Origin of the sequence: Halomonas huangheensis, from assembly GCF_001431725.1 — a bacterium.
Classification (GTDB): Bacteria; Pseudomonadota; Gammaproteobacteria; order Pseudomonadales; family Halomonadaceae; genus Halomonas; species Halomonas huangheensis.
Genome location: NZ_CP013106.1, coordinates 2,355,043 through 2,369,826 on the forward strand (window position 1 = coordinate 2,355,043; position 14,784 = coordinate 2,369,826).

The following is a 14,784-nucleotide window of genomic DNA, read 5'->3' on the forward strand; positions in this document are numbered from 1 at the left end:
ACTCAAGTCTCCGGATCGAGAGTGCGCGTAGTGATTTCCACTGTCGATGTTGTCATCAATCGATGAATCGGGCATTTATGGCTGATCTCTTCAAGACGCGCCAACTGCTCGGCGACCTCGATGCCGTGAAAGGTCATCGCCACGTCCAGACGATAGACACCGCGCCTTTCATCACGTTCATCCCGAGTCACCACTACACTGACATCGGTCAGTGGCCACTCCTTGCGCCTGGCATACATCTGCGCAGTGATGGCCTTGCATGCACCCAGCGAGAGATCGAAATAGTCATGAGGGTCCGGCGCCAGCCCTTCGCCACCAAAGGCCTGAGGAACATCGACCAGCAGATCATCGAAACTCTCGATACTGACCCGCTGACGCAGGATTCCATCACGTTCACTGCGAAGATGAATCGTCATTATTGAACCTCGACTCCCGGCACCTGGGCCTTGACCGCCGCGATAAGCTGCTCACGCGTGGCACGCCCTTCCACGTCGGCACCATGACGACCAACTTCGGCACTATCGACACCATCGAGCATCATCAAGACAGTGGTGATCCTGTTGACCTGGTCTGCGTTTTCCACGCCCTTGAACGTCAATGACTGGTAGGCCATGTACAACTCTCCTTCAATCTGCAATTGCCTGCCTCCACCGGCAGACAGCAATCGCACAAGCTTAGCATGACGCCACTTTTCAGGGCACAGATCGACACGCTTGCAAATGCCTCACATCGACCGCACATTCATTAAAGAGAACGAACGCGACCGTCGAGGCAGCCGCGCCCTGAAGCCTTGCGACAACGACAGGAATTTCATGACTACCTGGATCACCACTCATGGGGGACGACTCAGTTCCCCTGCATGTGTCGAATTCGATACGCCGGACCCAGCTCGTACCGCGCTGGAGCGCACAGTTGTTACGCCATTGGTACATCTTGGTGCATTGGATATCCAGGGCCCAGACACCCAGCGCTTTCTACAAGGTCAGACCAGCGCCCAACTGGATCTGGTCAACGGTCAGTTCGCACCACTGACCGCCTTCTGCTCCGCCAAAGGCAGAGTGATTGCCAATGCTCAGGTCCTGCAGGTCAACGCCGAGCATTACCGTCTGATCCTCGACCGCAGCCTGGTAGAGCCACTGGCGCAACACCTCGGGCGCTTCGCCGCGTTCTACAAGACCGAGCTGGTGCCTCACCCGGAGGTTGCCTTGATCGGCATTATCGGCAGCGAATCTGCGGCGCTCACCGAGGTCGATTGCGATCTGAACGCGCCGGAGGTCTGGCACCAGGCCAGCAACGATGATGCCATTGCCCTCGGCTACCCCGGTCCCCAGTCACGCTATCTGGTGATGGTCTCGGAATCCCACGCAGACGCGCTGTTCGAGCGCCTACTCAAGCAATGTGTCGCGGTTGGCAACACCATCTGGAAGCTCGCGGATATCCAGTCGGGGCTACATTTCATCACGGCAGATCAGCAGGACACCTGGTTGCCGCAGATGCTCAACTGGGAAGCGCTGGCGGGAATCAGCTTCAAGAAGGGTTGCTATACCGGGCAGGAAGTAGTGGCACGCGCGCACTTCCGCGGCCAGGTGAAGAAACGCCTGTTCCGCGGCCAACTGGAAGGCAGTGAGCCGCTGCCGGTGGGTAGCGCGGTGATCAATGCCGACGACAAACGCATGGGCGAGATCATCGCCTGCCAGTTGGATGCCTACGGCCAGACCGAGACGCTTGCCGTGCTCTCGACCAGTGCCGAGGACATGGAGTTGTCCAGCGAAGGGCGTCAGTTTCAGACTCTCAAGTTGCCCTACACCATCGAGCGTCTTGATCCCGAGAATCTGGCATCGACAAACGCCGGGAGCGACTCAGCTCAAACCGAATAGCCGCCGAGCGTTGGCCGAGCTTGCCTCGGCCACATCGGCACAGGACTGACCTCTCAGCTCTGCAACCACCCTGCATACCTCGGCCACCCGCGCCGGCTCATTGCGCTGCCCTTGATAACCGGCCAGCGGCATATCGGGGCTATCGGTTTCCAGCACGAAGCCGCTATCCGGCAATGCCGCCACGGCACGGCGCAGGCGAGTAGCGCGCGGATAGGTCACCGCGCCTCCCAGTCCCAGTACGTATCCCAACTGGTGAAAACGCATGGCCTGCTGACTTGAGCCGGAGAAGGCGTGGATCAGCCCGCCTTCCGGCAAATCAAACTGGCGCAGGCGGGCAGCGACTTCGTCATTGGCCCGCACACAATGCACTACAACAGGAAGCTGGTGTTTTCGCGCCAGCCGCAACTGGGCATCGAACAACGACCACTGGCGCTCCAACTGCTCGGGATAACGAGCATCAATCCCGCACTCGCCCAGCGCCACGACCTCGGAGGATGCCTCCAGCGTCTGGGCCAGGGCATCGAGATCATTGTCCTGACCCGAGAGGCAATGCTCATCGAGAAACACCGGATGCAGCCCCAGGCAAGGATGGCCACCATGACGACGGCTGACGTCCAGCACCTCTGACCAGCGTGCACGCGTTGTGGCAGCGACTATCCATTGCTCAACCCCCGCCTGCCGCGCCCGTGCCAGCACCTGGTCGCGATCTTCATCGAAGACCGCGAAATCCAGGTGGCAGTGAGCGTCGATAAGGGTGGGCATATCAGAACACCGAATGATTCCATGGATGGAATTGTTCAGTAAAACCTAGTGCTCGCGAGTCTCGCCGAAGCGCACATCAGGCCAGCGCTCTTGAGTCATCTGCAGATTGACTCTGGTCGGGGCGATATAGGTGAGATAACCGCCACCGTCGATCGCCAGATTGGTACTGGCTTTACGCTTGAACTCCTCGAGCATCTTCGCGTCTTCACAATATACCCAACGCGCGGTGTGCACGTTGACACCCTCATAGATGCAGTCGACCTTGTACTCTTCCTTGAGCCGGTGCGCGACAACATCAAACTGCAGAGTACCAACGGCACCCAGAATCAGATCATTGTTGTCGATCGGCATGAAGACCTGGGTCGCGCCTTCCTCGGAGAGCTGCTGCAGGCCCTTCTGCAGCGCCTTCATCTTCAGCGGATCCTTGAGACGAACACGCTTGAACAGTTCCGGTGCAAAGTGCGGAATACCGGTAAAGCGCATGTCCTCACCCTGAGTGAAGGTATCACCGATCTGGATGGTGCCATGGTTATGTAGACCAATGATGTCGCCAGGCCAGGCTTCTTCAACATGGGAGCGGTCAGAAGCCATGAACGTCAATGCATCGGCGATTTTCACATCCTTGCCGATCCGCACATGGCGCATCTTCATGTTCTTCTCGTACTTGCCCGAACAGACTCGCAGGAAGGCGATACGGTCACGGTGATTAGGGTCCATATTGGCCTGAATCTTGAACACGAAGCCGGTGAAGCGTTCGTCTATCGCCTCCACATTGCGTGTATCCGTCTCGCGAGGCTGGGGCTCAGGAGCGTACTCGACAAAACCATCGAGCATCTCGCGTACACCAAAATTGCCCATCGCGGTACCGAAATACACTGGTGTCAATTCGCCACGCAGATAGGCTCCATGATCAAAGGTGTGAGAAGCACCACGCACGAGTTCCACCTCCATGCGTAACTCCTCGGCGAGATCCTCACCCAGAACGGCGTCCACTTGCGGGTTATCGAGACCCTCGATGCGCTTGTCATCGGGAATGCGGCTTCCCTGCCCTTGAGTGTAGAGATGCACCACATCGTTATAGAGGTGATACACGCCCTTGAAGTGACGCCCCATACCGATCGGCCAGGTCATGGGTGCGCACTGGATATTGAGCACCGTCTCGACTTCATCCATGACTTCGATGGGGTCACGAATATCGCGGTCCATCTTGTTGACGAAGGTCAGGATCGGCGTGGTTCGCAGTCGACAGACTTCCATCAGCTTGATGGTACGGTCCTCGACGCCCTTGGCTCCGTCGATGACCATCAGCGCCGAATCCACTGCGGTCAGAGTGCGGTAGGTATCCTCGGAGAAATCCTCGTGCCCCGGCGTATCCAGCAGGTTGACCATACGTCCACCGTAGGGGAACTGCATGACCGAGGTGGTCACCGAGATGCCACGCTCCTGCTCCATTTTCATCCAATCCGACGTCGCGTGCCGGTCATCGCGTTTGCTCTTGACCGACCCTGCCATCTGGATGGCGTTTCCAAACAACAGCATCTTTTCGGTGATGGTGGTCTTGCCCGCATCCGGGTGACTGATGATAGCGAAAGTGCGTCGAAGCCTGGTCTGCTGGGCCTGGATCGGGTTGGACATGAAGGACGTCGCCTGGTGTTGAAAAGAGATCAAGAAGAAATCAGATGGGATGCAGCCGCCGTCAGGCAGCGCTTAAACCGCCGGATTATAACGTGCCAGCCCACCGTGCGACCAGCCTGGTCCAGCAATACGCAACCAGACTGTCATTTATCTGCGACCTGTTTGTCATCCTGACTGTACAACATCAAGCCCGGTCCGGCGGGCCTGAACCGTGACCCGCCCCAGGATCTGAACGGATCCTCGACGTCAGTGTGCGAATCGTCAGTCAATATTTCGTCACTGGCCAAAACCATCGGGGCACAAGAGCGGGCGAACTCGCTATCCAGCTATCGCCCGACATCCATCCGGCTCTACCACAACATCACGCCCCTATATCCATATAAGGAGAATGCTCATGCGTACCACAAGACGACAGTTCCTGGGACTTGGCCTCAAGGCCGGCGCCGGCCTCGGTCTGCTGAGCACTGCTCCTGGCATAGTGATGGCCGAGAGCCGCCGTCCAGTGATTACCTCCGGTGTCATGAGCGGCGACCTTTTGACCAATCGCGCCATGATCTGGTCTCGCGCCGATCGCCCGTCACAGATGCTGGTGGAAATCGCGGACAACGCCGAGTTCCATAATGCTCGCCAGTTGACGGGCCCCACTGCTCTGCCATCCACCGGCATGACCAGCAAGCTGGATGTCACGGGCCTCGGCAATGATAGCGAGCTGTATTACCGGGTACGCTTTGCCGCCCTGGGAGATCATCGCGCGATTAGTGAGCCCGTCGTCGGCAGGTTGCGCCTGGCTGGCGACAGCCCGCGCAATGTTCGCTTTGTGTGGTCCGGAGATACGGTCGGTCAAGGCTGGGGAATCGACAATTCGCGTGGTGGCATGCGCATCTATGAAACCATGCGCCAGCAGACACCGGATTTTTTCCTGCACTCCGGTGACACCATCTACGCCGATGGTCCTCTCGAGGAAACGGTCACCCTGGAAAATGGCGAAACATGGCACAACCTGATGACCGCCGAGAAATCCAAGGTCGCCGAGACGTTGAACGAATATCGGGGTCAGTACACCTATAACCTGCTCGACGAAAATCTCAAGCGCTTCAATGCGGAAGTGCCGATGTTCGCCCAATGGGACGACCATGAAACGGTCAACAACTGGTTCCCTGGCGAGATTCTCGACGATCCACGCTATAGCGAAAAGAATGTCTCGCTACTCTCTGCCCGAGCTCGTCAGGCATTCCTCGAGAACATGCCGATTCGTCAATGGCCAGACGCGCCGCAACGCATCCACCGCCGCTTCAACTATGGACCGGATCTCGAGGTATTCATGCTCGATATGCGCACCTATCGTGGTGCCAACTCGGCAAACATGCAGAATGCCGACGACCCAGCATCAGCGATCCTTGGCGGCAATCAAGTGGATGAACTGATCGCAGCACTATCCTCTTCCTCCGCGACATGGAAAGTCATCGCCTCGGATATGCCGGTAGGCCTGGTGGTGGCTGACGGCGACAACTTCGAAGCGGTAGCCAACGGTGACGACGGCTCGCCGGCCGGCCGCGAGCACGAAATTGCCCGACTGCTCAAAGCCATCCGCGACAACAACATCTCCAATGTGGTGTGGCTGACCGCAGACGTACATTACACAGCGGCGCATCACTATGCCCCCGAACGCGCCAGCTTCAAGGAATTCACGCCGTTCTGGGAATTCGTCAGCGGGCCGCTGCATGCGGGCACGTTCGGGCCCGGGGAGCTGGACGCCACTTTCGGCCCACAAGTCGCCTTCCAGAAAGCTCCGGAAGAAGGTCGCGCCAATCTGGCTCCCAGTGAGGGATATCAGTTCTTCGGCCAGGTCGACCTGGATGCCGAGAGCAAGGAACTGACCGTTACCCTCAAGGATGTCGAAGGGACTTCTCTGCATACAGAAGTGCTGACCCCAAAGATGGCGTGATACCAGACTACCCGTATGGCGATATAGCACCGATACTATCGAGTGTTGACGTGACGCTGCCAGCCACATTATGAGCAGAATGTTGCTCACAATGTGGCTGGCAGCTATTTTTTGAGCAGAAAAACTCTCATCTTCTGTCAAGACTGCTATTCTCTGAGAAGAATATCGCTCAACTGTCTACAGCCAAACTCAAGAAGCCGTCATGAAACTAACCGTCCAGATCCATCTGGAGCATTGCTGGCAAGATGCGGCCACTCTCATGTTCGATGATCCCGACAGCGGAGTCAGAGGCCCCTGCAAACTTGGATATCATCAGGAGCACGCTCTTGCCTGGATGTTTCGGGACGACCATCACGCCTGCAGTCTAAACCTGCCGGTAGAACTGATGTACAGCCACCACAGTGACCATTGGTTCGGCTTTCTTGAAGACATCATGCCCTCGGGAGCCAGTCGCCGTTACTGGGTCAACCAACTGGGTCTACAGCGTATGAGCAGCGCACAACAGGACAGCGTACTCTTGCGTCACGGCACCATTGCACCGGTCGGTAATCTACGTATACGCGAATCACTGCCTGAAACCCGCTCCGACAACCTCAGCAAACAGCGGTTTACCGTCAGCGATGTTATCGAACGCCAGGTGGATTTTCTCGAGTACGCCCAACAGATGGGAGCAGCCAGTGGCGGGGCTACCGGGGCAGGAGGAGAAGCTCCCAAGTTGCTGATTCGACGTAGTTCCAGCGATGAGGTCTGGATAGACACCTGGCAGGAGGACAACGTCCTTCTCGACAGCCCGTATCTGGTCAAATTCCCGCGTGGCCAGCGCCGTACGGATGACTGCGATATTCTTCGTGCGGAATACCATTTCTATCATGAATTGGAGGCGTTGGGACTCGACACCATCGATACCGGGCTGATGCAACTGCACGAAGGAGAAAGATATCCCTCGCTCTGGCTACCTCGCTTCGATACGGAACTCACCGAGACAGGGCGCATCCGTCACGGACTCGAAACCATATCATCACTGCTCAGCGCTCCCGCCGCCGCGCATCTTCGCCACGAATCGACACTACGTGCAGTGTTGCACAAGATGCATCAACAACACCGTGTTACCGGGCAGGATGAGCCCTTCAACTCACAGCGCTTCGCTATCGAGTGGGTCAAACGCGATTTACTGAACATTGCCTTTGGCAATTCCGATAACCACGGCCGAAACACTTCGATCATCAAGCGTCCACAAGGTATGTGGTTGGCACCCATCTATGACTTTGCCCCAATGAAGGCTGACCCGGAGGGTATCACCCGAACCATGCAATGGGGCCCTCCGCTGGAACAGGGAGGCGAGTACGATTGGCCTGGCATCGCATCAGCGCTGAATGACCTGGTTCCCGAGGAGCAACTGATCAACGAGCTCCAGACTCTCGCCAGCCAACTGACCGGGCTCCGTGATCGGCTAGCCGAACGTGGCGTTGCACAACGCCTGCTCGATATGCCGGGAGTCGGCCTGACATCACTCGATACACGCCTTCAACGCTGGGGACTATTGCCATGAAACATACACCGTTGACTCCAGAACAGCTCGAGGCGCTACTCCAGGAGCACCTGCAGCGACTGTTTGATGGGCGTTCGACTCAAGGTGAAGTATTGAGCGAACTGAGACGCAAGGTGCTGGGATTCAACCAGACACAGTATGCCGAACTAGTAGGTATCAGCCGGCGCACGCTATCAGATATCGAGCGTGACAGCAGCAATGTTACCGTAGCAACCCTTAGCCGCGTCTTTCGACCACTAGGCCTGCAGCCCGGTCTAATGCCGCGCCGGAAATCGCTACTGACAGCTCTCGTGTCCCCCGAAGCCAGCGACAGCAGCAGCTAACCTCGTCCGTGGCCAATGACGCACCCGCTGGCGTAACACCGGTACTGCTCTCAAGAAGACCACACGGCTCTCAAGAAGACCACACGGTCCATCTCTCAGATCTCATAGCACTGATACCGCTCAGCGCGACGAAGGTACTCCTGATGCGCTATCATCGCCACGCACAATAAGGGAGAGATCATGCCTGCCGCCCTGCCCCTGCCGCTTTCCACACCCAACCGCAACCTGGTACGCCTGACCTACGTTCGAGGCATTACCTGGACCGGCTTTCTGATCGCCATCATCATCGGCATCGAAGTGCTCGGTTTCGCGCTTGACGTACCAGCGGTGATCGCTGTCATCGTGGCCATGGGGCTGATCAATATCGCCACATGGTGGCGCCTTGGATGGCCTCGCGACGTCAGCCACCTCGAGTATCTGATTCACCTGTTGCTGGATGTCGCAGGCCTGAGTCTGCTGTTCTACTTCACTGGCGGTGCGACCAACCCATTCATTACCTACTATCTGGTACCGGTCACCATCGCCGCCGCTACCTTGCCCTGGTACTACGCCTGGGTGCTGGCGGCAACGTCCATGGGCGTCTACAGCATCCTGATGCTGACCTATCACCCGGTCCCCCAACTCGGCTCCCACTACACTCTGAATCTCAACCTTCACGTGCTGGGCATGTGGTTGAACTTCTTTCTTTCCGCAGGACTGGTGACCTTCTTCATCTACAAGATGGCCCATGCTCTGCGTCATCGTGATCAGGCACTGTCACGCACCCGTGAGTCAGCATTACGCAATGAGCAGGTATTGGCCGTTGCGACCCAGGCTGCCGGAACCGCTCATGAGCTTGGAACACCGCTGTCGACCATGGCAGTACTGCTGAATGAGATGCGCGAGGATGCCGACAAGGGCAGTCAGCTCGATGAGGACCTCACACTGCTTCGCCAACAGGTCGATCTGTGCAAGGCGCACCTGCGCCATCTGGTGGACAATGCGGACCGCCGGCGCATGGCCGAACCAGAGATTCGCGATGCCGAAACCTGGCTGAAGGCCTTGATCAGCCGTTGGCTGGTATTGCGTCCGGATGTCACCTATCAACTGGATATCGCCCGTCGCCGAGGCCATGCACAACTGGAGGTTGATACCACCCTCGACCAGGCGCTGACCAACCTGCTCAACAACGCTGCAGATGCCAGGCCGGACGATATCGTCATCGGACTCGACTGGAACTCGGAGAGCGTCATCATCGATATCCGCGACCACGGCCCCGGTATCGCCATGGAAATTGCCGACCAGCTTGGTGAGACGTTTGTCTCCACCAAAAGCAAAGGCCTCGGTATTGGCCTGTTCCTGACTCACGCCACGATCAACCGCTTTGGTGGCGGCGTTAGCCTGTACAATCACCCCGACGGCGGCACTCTGACCGAAGTCACGTTACCCCGCTCCGGCCAGGGCCTACATCCTTGAGGAAATCATGCAAGATTCAGCACAACGGCTTCTGATCATCGACGATGACGACATGTTCTGCCATGTACTCGAGCGCGCCATGCAACGCCGCAATTTCGACGTGGAAGTGGCACACGACGGACTTCAGGCTTTGGAGCTAGCCGGGCGCCATCAGCCTGAGATCGCCACGCTGGATCTGAAACTGGAAAATGAGTCCGGACTCAAGATCCTGCCTGAACTACTCAGCATCGTACCCGATTGCCGGGTGGTGGTGCTCACCGGCTACTCCAGCATTGCCACGGCGGTGGAAGCAATCAAACTCGGCGCAGTCAACTACCTATGTAAACCAGTAGATGCCGATGAGGTACTCGCCGCGCTGGCAAAAACCGAGGGCAACCCGGAAGCTGAAGTCGCCGACAATCCGCCTTCGATCAACCGTCTGACCTGGGAGCATATCCAGAAGGTGCTTCAGGAACATGACGGCAATATCTCGGCCACCGCCCGGGCACTGGGCATGCATCGACGCACGCTACAGCGCAAGCTGCAGAAGCGTCCGGTGCGCCGCTGATCTGCCACCGTTCTGAACGATATCAACGACAGAGGCCGCTTCTGAGGCGGCCTCATGCATCTCGCATGTTGATCCGGAACGACTCAAACCAAAGCTACTGAGCGGTCCATCCCAGATCAATATTCCAGCTCGCCCCAGTCACAGCACCAGCAGCATCCGACGCCAGATAAGCGACCAGAGAAGCCACCTCGGACGGTTCGATAAGGCGCTTTACTGCCGCATTCTTGAGCATGACCTGTTCGATCACTTCCTGTTCGCTCAAACCATGCAGCTTCGCTTGATCGGCGATCTGATTGTCGACCAGCGGGGTTTTCACGTAAGCGGGAAGCAGTGCATTGGCCGTAATACCCTGAGCGCCACCTTCGAGCGCCGCTGTCCTGGTGAGGCCAATCAACCCATGCTTGGCACTGATATAAGCCGCCTTGCCCGGTGAAGCCACCTGGGCATGTACCGAGGCGATATTGATGATGCGTCCCCAGCCGTTCTCACGCATCGATGGCCATGCCGCCTGGGTGAGTAGAAAGGGAGCAGTCAGCATCAGATCAATGATCTGACGCCACTTCTGCTCGGGGAACTCTTCGATTGGTGCGACGTGCTGGATGCCTGCGTTATTGACCAGAATATCGACACGCCCGAACCGGGATACCGCATCGGCGACGGCACTGCGACAGGCATCCGCGTCAGTGAGGTCCGCCTGGTGAAACACCGCACCGACCTTCTCGGCAACAACGGCGCCAGCCGGGTTGAAATCCACCGCCATGACCTGCAATCCCTGTTCACGTAGCTGGCCCACAACGGCAGCGCCAATGCCACTGCTGGTGCCGGTAACAAGGGCGACTCTCGGGGTTGTTGCTGACATGCGTGTCTCCTTTCATCAAAAGGCCTCGCGGATGCCATCCGCCAGGCCGACAAGGACAGAATCACAGCATAGGGAATGCTGCGTCGCAGAACCAGTGTCGTACCGGAAGTATCCCAGGCCCGGCGCCGACAATCTGACCTTCTACAATAGGTCGTCACATTGCACTGCACAAATGATCATGGAGTGGTAGCATTTCACAGCAAAGTGGCCATACACAGCAGGCGCCAGCTACCTTGTACAGGCCCCTGTCGCCCACTCATCAGTGATCACGGAGTTGCTCATGTCACCAGAGCAAATGTCTTCAGAACAGATGTCTTCAGAACAGCGCCTCAACAAAGCCATCGAAATCGCCAATGCGGCAGGACGTATGGTTCTCGAAGCGCGTGAAGCGGACAATCTCGAACACCACTTCAAGGATGGCCAGGAACTGGTCACCACCACTGACGTGGCAGTCGATACTCTCATCCGTGAGCAGCTCGAGATGTGCTTTCCCGGCGAGCAACGCCTGAGTGAAGAACTTGCTCCGGATCGCGATGCTGTCGAGCATGGGGGAGCACTATGGGTCGTTGACCCCATCGACGGCACTGTCAACTTCGCTCATGGACTGCGCCATGTCGCAGTCTCCATCGCCTATGTCGAGGATGGTGTCACCCAACTGGGCGTTGTGCATGCACCGTTTCTGAACGAGACCTTCACGGCCCTGCGTGGAGTAGGGGCCTGGCGCAATGGACAACCTATCAAGGCCAGTAATGGCACGAACCTGGAGCACAGTCTCGTCGCCACCGGCTTCCCTTACCGCCGCGACAGTCGCCCACCGCTGATGCGCCGCCTGCACGCAGTGCTCAGCCACTGCCGCGACATCAGACGCAACGGCGCCGCCGCCCTCGATCTCTGTGATGTGGCTTGCGGCAGACTCGACGCCTACTACGAGACGGTATCGCCCTGGGACTTCGCCGCTGGCTGGTTGATCGCCAGAGAAGCAGGTGCAGCGACCGGCCACCTCTATCCGTGCCCGGATGGCATACCGGAAGATCTGTACGGTGAGAACCTGCTGGTATGCAGCCGCGGCATATTCGATGAACTCGGCGACCTGCTGCGGGATGCCGATGCCGGCAAGTTCAACGACCACTGAACACACGGAACTCACACCCGCGATAGCGAGGATCGATCAGCATTCGCGGGAAGCAACTATTGGCGATGAACGTCACAATCGTTCACAATGCGCCCATCCTCTCTATCCTCTTCAATGCACCTCGGAGTGCAAGGAGCTGTAATGTTTGTTGTCATCTTCGGCCGCCCCGCTTGTCCCTTCTGCGTGCGCGCCAAGGAGTTGGCCTCTCGTCTGAGCGATGCCGGTAGCATCGAAGGCTATCGCTACATCGATATCCATGAAGAAGGCATTACCAAAGCCGACATGGAGAAGACCATCGGCAAGCCAGTCGAGACCGTTCCACAGATCTTTGTCGACCAGACACATATCGGTGGCTTCACCGAGTTCGACCAGTACGTGCGTGATAACGCTCTGGCAACCGAAGCCTCCTGATAGAAGCCGCCTGATACCAGCATCGATGATTCCCTCCAGGGCCGCCTACCGGCGGCCTTGTCATATCCAGCGTTCTGTCGTCCACCTGCCACCGTCCTGGTGCCGTTGAATAAACGTGTCTGGCCTGCGCCTATACTCAAGGCGCAAACAATAGGCTACGGCCAACAACAAGGCATGGAACCACCCAGCAGGCTTAAGGACCGGCAATGACTGAGCAGCCATCAATCAGCCAACAATTGTGGCTGGATTTTATCCATCAGCATCCAGAAGTCGGAGCACTGCGCCTGTGGCCAGCCGAGTCTCCGCTGGAATATCTCGTATTGGCCACCCTCAGCCAATCTCCCTGGAATATGGCCAATACGCTGACACAGCTCGAGGAACATGGTTATCGTGCTGTCAGCCACTATGCGCTGGCAGACCGCGGCCTATTGGTGTCACTACTGGCCAGTAATCGGCCAGGGCCACGATTGATCATCATCGAGTTGCAGACCACTCGCTTATCCTCGCCCGCACGAACCACACTTCAGCAACTGGTGACCGCTGGCGTACCAAACCAACAGCCATTGCTCGGCGCCAGCCGCCCCTGGCCAATACCCGACTGGGCCAGCTATCAGTTACTGCAGGATGATCATCCCCTTGCGGGTTGGCTGGCAGTGATGGGGCCGCGGGTCCATCACGTTGGTTACGACTGCGCCCAACTGGGGCGATCGCTCGCCGAGCTCGATAACGAGCTTCAGGTGCATGGCTTCAAACCAGCGGCAGTCAACGAGCAGCTATTGCCGGTATCGGCGCTGATCGAGCACCGCTACTATTCCGCTTGTTCACGCCGTCAGGCCTTCGCCGATGGCGATGAACACCGCATTGCATCAGGCGGCTTGCAGTTGGTGCACTCTCCACCCAGCGCTGGCAATGAACGTGTGGCGGATGTGCTGCTGCCACCCTATACGTGGTGCGAGATTTCCTGAGGTTCCAACTCGAGTTCAAGCTGTTGAGGTTCGAGGCGAGGATCCAGCTCGGTGAAGTGCGGTGTTTCCATGACCGGTACTGCGACGAAGGGCTCCTGCTCAACGAATTCGGTTCGTTCACCATGCAGGCGCACCATGACGAACATGGCGAGGCTGAACGCTGCGGCACCGAGGAATAACCACAGGCCATCGGGTCCCGCCACCTGCATCACCAGCGAGGCACTGAAGGGACCGACCACCGAGCCGATGCCATACCAGATCATCAGCTTGGCATTGGCCGCGACCACCTCTTCCGGCTCAAGCCAGTCATTGGTATGCGCCAGACTCAATGAGTACAGCGTGTGCAGCATTGCAGTGTGGAAGCAGGCAACAACCAACAGAATCCAGAAACTTGCGTTGCCCACCGCCGAGATGATCGCACCAGTCACCGTCATCACGATCGCCATCCACAGAATGACCCGCCGACGATCGAGGCGATCCGATACACGCCCAAGCGCCCACTGTGCAACCAGTGCAACCAGCGTGGTAATCGCCATGAAGCGCGCCGTCTGCGCCGTGGTCAACCCGATTTCCTGACCATAATATGGCGTCATGGCGAAGAACGCCTGTGCCATCAAGCCACCGGTAAATGCTCCGAGCAAGCCGACCGGCGCTCGCTGGTAGAGCGCCTTGAGGCGTATCTTGCGCGGCTGTATATCATGGTGACGGCTGGGGCCGTGGATACGATGGATCGACAGCGGTACCAGCGACAATGCGAACAGCATCCCCACCACCGAGAACAATACCGGGCCGGATGGGTCGGCAAGATTGAGCATCCACTGCCCTCCCGCCAGCGAGGTGGTCGATATCACCATATACCACCCCAGCACTCGCCCACGGTTGTCATTGGTGGACTCACCCGATACCCATGACTCCATCACCATCAGCATACCGGCAGTTGCGGCACCACCCACCAGGCGCCAGACCAACCACGCCCAGGGGTTTATCCACAAGCCATGAGCCATCGCGGTCACTGCCAGGGAAGCCGCACAGGCAGCGAAGACGCGAATATGCCCAACTCCGCGAATACGCTTCTCCAGCCAGTAACTGCCGAACACGAAGCCGAGCGAGAAGCTCGACATCAACAACCCCGCCATCTGCGAAGGAAATCCTTCCAGCGACATACGTACGCCGAGCAGCGTCATGATCAATCCATGGCCGAGCAGAAAGCTGATCTCGCAGAGGAACAGGATCGGCAAGGTGGCAGGCAGGGCGCGCAAGATAAACTCCCGGGAGTTTCAGGGTGGGTTGGGGCCGAGCATTCTACTGGCTGAAGAGATATCTT

Annotated in this window: 15 protein-coding genes; 9 read left to right on the forward strand and 6 right to left on the reverse strand. The window is 57.9% G+C overall.

The features are described from left to right. Positions 1-2 precede the first annotated feature (2 nt). Together AR456_RS10425 and AR456_RS10430 are read right to left on the reverse strand one after the other, a co-directional pair. Positions 3-416, reverse strand: a complete 414-nt coding sequence (locus AR456_RS10425; RefSeq protein ID WP_021817459.1) for an OsmC family protein — start codon at positions 414-416, stop codon at positions 3-5. Beyond that, positions 416-613 carry a hypothetical protein gene (locus AR456_RS10430; RefSeq protein WP_021817458.1) on the reverse strand — a complete coding sequence of 66 codons (198 nt, stop codon included), beginning with the start codon at positions 611-613 and terminating at the stop codon, positions 416-418. The genes AR456_RS10425 and AR456_RS10430 overlap by 1 nt, the downstream gene beginning before the upstream one ends. Before the next feature lie 199 nt (positions 614-812). On the opposite strand from AR456_RS10430, the gene ygfZ reads away from it, so the two are divergent. After that, positions 813-1,877 (forward strand): CAF17-like 4Fe-4S cluster assembly/insertion protein YgfZ, encoded by a 1,065-nt coding sequence (gene ygfZ, locus AR456_RS10435; RefSeq protein ID WP_021817457.1) that lies wholly within the window; start codon positions 813-815, stop codon positions 1,875-1,877. Here the strand turns inward: ygfZ and AR456_RS10440 are convergent. Next, on the reverse strand, positions 1,860-2,639 hold the full coding sequence (locus AR456_RS10440) for a TatD family hydrolase (protein WP_021817456.1): 780 nt from the start codon (positions 2,637-2,639) through the stop codon (positions 1,860-1,862). The two genes, ygfZ and AR456_RS10440, sit on opposite strands and share 18 nt — an antisense overlap. A 45-nt stretch (positions 2,640-2,684) precedes the next feature. Then, positions 2,685-4,274, reverse strand: coding sequence for a peptide chain release factor 3 (prfC, locus tag AR456_RS10445; RefSeq protein WP_021817455.1), 1,590 nt, complete (start codon positions 4,272-4,274; stop codon positions 2,685-2,687). A 394-nt stretch (positions 4,275-4,668) separates the two neighbouring features. On the opposite strand from prfC, the gene AR456_RS10450 reads away from it, so the two are divergent. The 5 genes from AR456_RS10450 to AR456_RS10470 all read left to right on the forward strand — a co-directional run bounded on the left by AR456_RS10450 (position 4,669) and on the right by AR456_RS10470 (position 10,093). Further along, positions 4,669-6,219 (forward strand): alkaline phosphatase D family protein, encoded by a 1,551-nt coding sequence (locus AR456_RS10450; protein WP_021817453.1) that lies wholly within the window; start codon positions 4,669-4,671, stop codon positions 6,217-6,219. A 202-nt stretch (positions 6,220-6,421) separates the two neighbouring features. Then, positions 6,422-7,768, forward strand: coding sequence for a type II toxin-antitoxin system HipA family toxin (locus tag AR456_RS10455; protein WP_021817452.1), 1,347 nt, complete (start codon positions 6,422-6,424; stop codon positions 7,766-7,768). After that, positions 7,765-8,091: a helix-turn-helix domain-containing protein gene (locus AR456_RS10460; protein ID WP_021817451.1), complete on the forward strand. Its 327-nt coding sequence runs from the start codon at positions 7,765-7,767 to the stop codon at positions 8,089-8,091. The genes AR456_RS10455 and AR456_RS10460 overlap by 4 nt, the downstream gene beginning before the upstream one ends. A gap of 180 nt (positions 8,092-8,271) precedes the next feature. Next, on the forward strand, positions 8,272-9,546 hold the full coding sequence (locus AR456_RS10465) for an ATP-binding protein (protein WP_021817450.1): 1,275 nt from the start codon (positions 8,272-8,274) through the stop codon (positions 9,544-9,546). 7 nt (positions 9,547-9,553) lie between these two features. After that, positions 9,554-10,093, forward strand: a complete 540-nt coding sequence (locus tag AR456_RS10470) for a response regulator transcription factor (protein WP_021817449.1) — start codon at positions 9,554-9,556, stop codon at positions 10,091-10,093. Between the two features lie 94 nt (positions 10,094-10,187). Here the strand turns inward: AR456_RS10470 and AR456_RS10475 are convergent, their stop codons facing one another. Then, positions 10,188-10,952 carry a 3-hydroxybutyrate dehydrogenase gene (locus tag AR456_RS10475; protein ID WP_021817448.1) on the reverse strand — a complete coding sequence of 255 codons (765 nt, stop codon included), beginning with the start codon at positions 10,950-10,952 and terminating at the stop codon, positions 10,188-10,190. Between the two features lie 310 nt (positions 10,953-11,262). Here AR456_RS10475 and AR456_RS10480 point away from each other — a divergent pair, with 310 nt between their 5' ends. The 3 genes from AR456_RS10480 (at position 11,263) to AR456_RS10490 (ending at position 13,460) form a co-directional block, all read left to right on the forward strand. Then, positions 11,263-12,084: an inositol monophosphatase family protein gene (locus AR456_RS10480; protein ID WP_172796138.1), complete on the forward strand. Its 822-nt coding sequence runs from the start codon at positions 11,263-11,265 to the stop codon at positions 12,082-12,084. A gap of 141 nt (positions 12,085-12,225) precedes the next feature. Then, on the forward strand, positions 12,226-12,495 hold the full coding sequence (locus AR456_RS10485; RefSeq protein WP_021817446.1) for a GrxA family glutaredoxin: 270 nt from the start codon (positions 12,226-12,228) through the stop codon (positions 12,493-12,495). Positions 12,496-12,701: 206 nt separating this feature from the next. Then, the gene (locus AR456_RS10490; protein ID WP_021817445.1) at positions 12,702-13,460 is read left to right on the forward strand and encodes a VOC family protein; all 759 of its coding nucleotides are present in this window, start codon (positions 12,702-12,704) and stop codon (positions 13,458-13,460) included. Here AR456_RS10490 and AR456_RS10495 read toward each other — a convergent pair. Then, the gene (locus AR456_RS10495) at positions 13,436-14,719 is read right to left on the reverse strand and encodes an MFS transporter (RefSeq protein ID WP_021817444.1); all 1,284 of its coding nucleotides are present in this window, start codon (positions 14,717-14,719) and stop codon (positions 13,436-13,438) included. The two genes, AR456_RS10490 and AR456_RS10495, sit on opposite strands and share 25 nt — an antisense overlap. Positions 14,720-14,784: the final 65 nt, after the last annotated feature.

What these genes read in the sequence shown, in the direction of transcription:
- AR456_RS10490 (WP_021817445.1), top strand. Translation starts at nt 12,702, where the DNA reads ATGACTGAGCAGCCATCAATCAGCCAACAATTGTGGCTGGATTTTATC.
- AR456_RS10480 (WP_172796138.1), top strand. Translation starts at nt 11,263, where the DNA reads ATGTCTTCAGAACAGCGCCTCAACAAAGCCATCGAAATCGCCAATGCG.
- AR456_RS10440 (WP_021817456.1), bottom strand. Translation starts at nt 2,639, where the DNA reads ATGCCCACCCTTATCGACGCTCACTGCCACCTGGATTTCGCGGTCTTC.
- AR456_RS10475 (WP_021817448.1), bottom strand. Translation starts at nt 10,952, where the DNA reads ATGTCAGCAACAACCCCGAGAGTCGCCCTTGTTACCGGCACCAGCAGT.
- AR456_RS10460 (WP_021817451.1), top strand. Translation starts at nt 7,765, where the DNA reads ATGAAACATACACCGTTGACTCCAGAACAGCTCGAGGCGCTACTCCAG.
- ygfZ (WP_021817457.1), top strand. Translation starts at nt 813, where the DNA reads ATGACTACCTGGATCACCACTCATGGGGGACGACTCAGTTCCCCTGCA.
- prfC (WP_021817455.1), bottom strand. Translation starts at nt 4,274, where the DNA reads ATGTCCAACCCGATCCAGGCCCAGCAGACCAGGCTTCGACGCACTTTC.
- AR456_RS10465 (WP_021817450.1), top strand. Translation starts at nt 8,272, where the DNA reads ATGCCTGCCGCCCTGCCCCTGCCGCTTTCCACACCCAACCGCAACCTG.
- AR456_RS10430 (WP_021817458.1), bottom strand. Translation starts at nt 613, where the DNA reads ATGGCCTACCAGTCATTGACGTTCAAGGGCGTGGAAAACGCAGACCAG.
- AR456_RS10450 (WP_021817453.1), top strand. Translation starts at nt 4,669, where the DNA reads ATGCGTACCACAAGACGACAGTTCCTGGGACTTGGCCTCAAGGCCGGC.
- AR456_RS10455 (WP_021817452.1), top strand. Translation starts at nt 6,422, where the DNA reads ATGAAACTAACCGTCCAGATCCATCTGGAGCATTGCTGGCAAGATGCG.
- AR456_RS10425 (WP_021817459.1), bottom strand. Translation starts at nt 416, where the DNA reads ATGACGATTCATCTTCGCAGTGAACGTGATGGAATCCTGCGTCAGCGG.
- AR456_RS10485 (WP_021817446.1), top strand. Translation starts at nt 12,226, where the DNA reads ATGTTTGTTGTCATCTTCGGCCGCCCCGCTTGTCCCTTCTGCGTGCGC.
- AR456_RS10470 (WP_021817449.1), top strand. Translation starts at nt 9,554, where the DNA reads ATGCAAGATTCAGCACAACGGCTTCTGATCATCGACGATGACGACATG.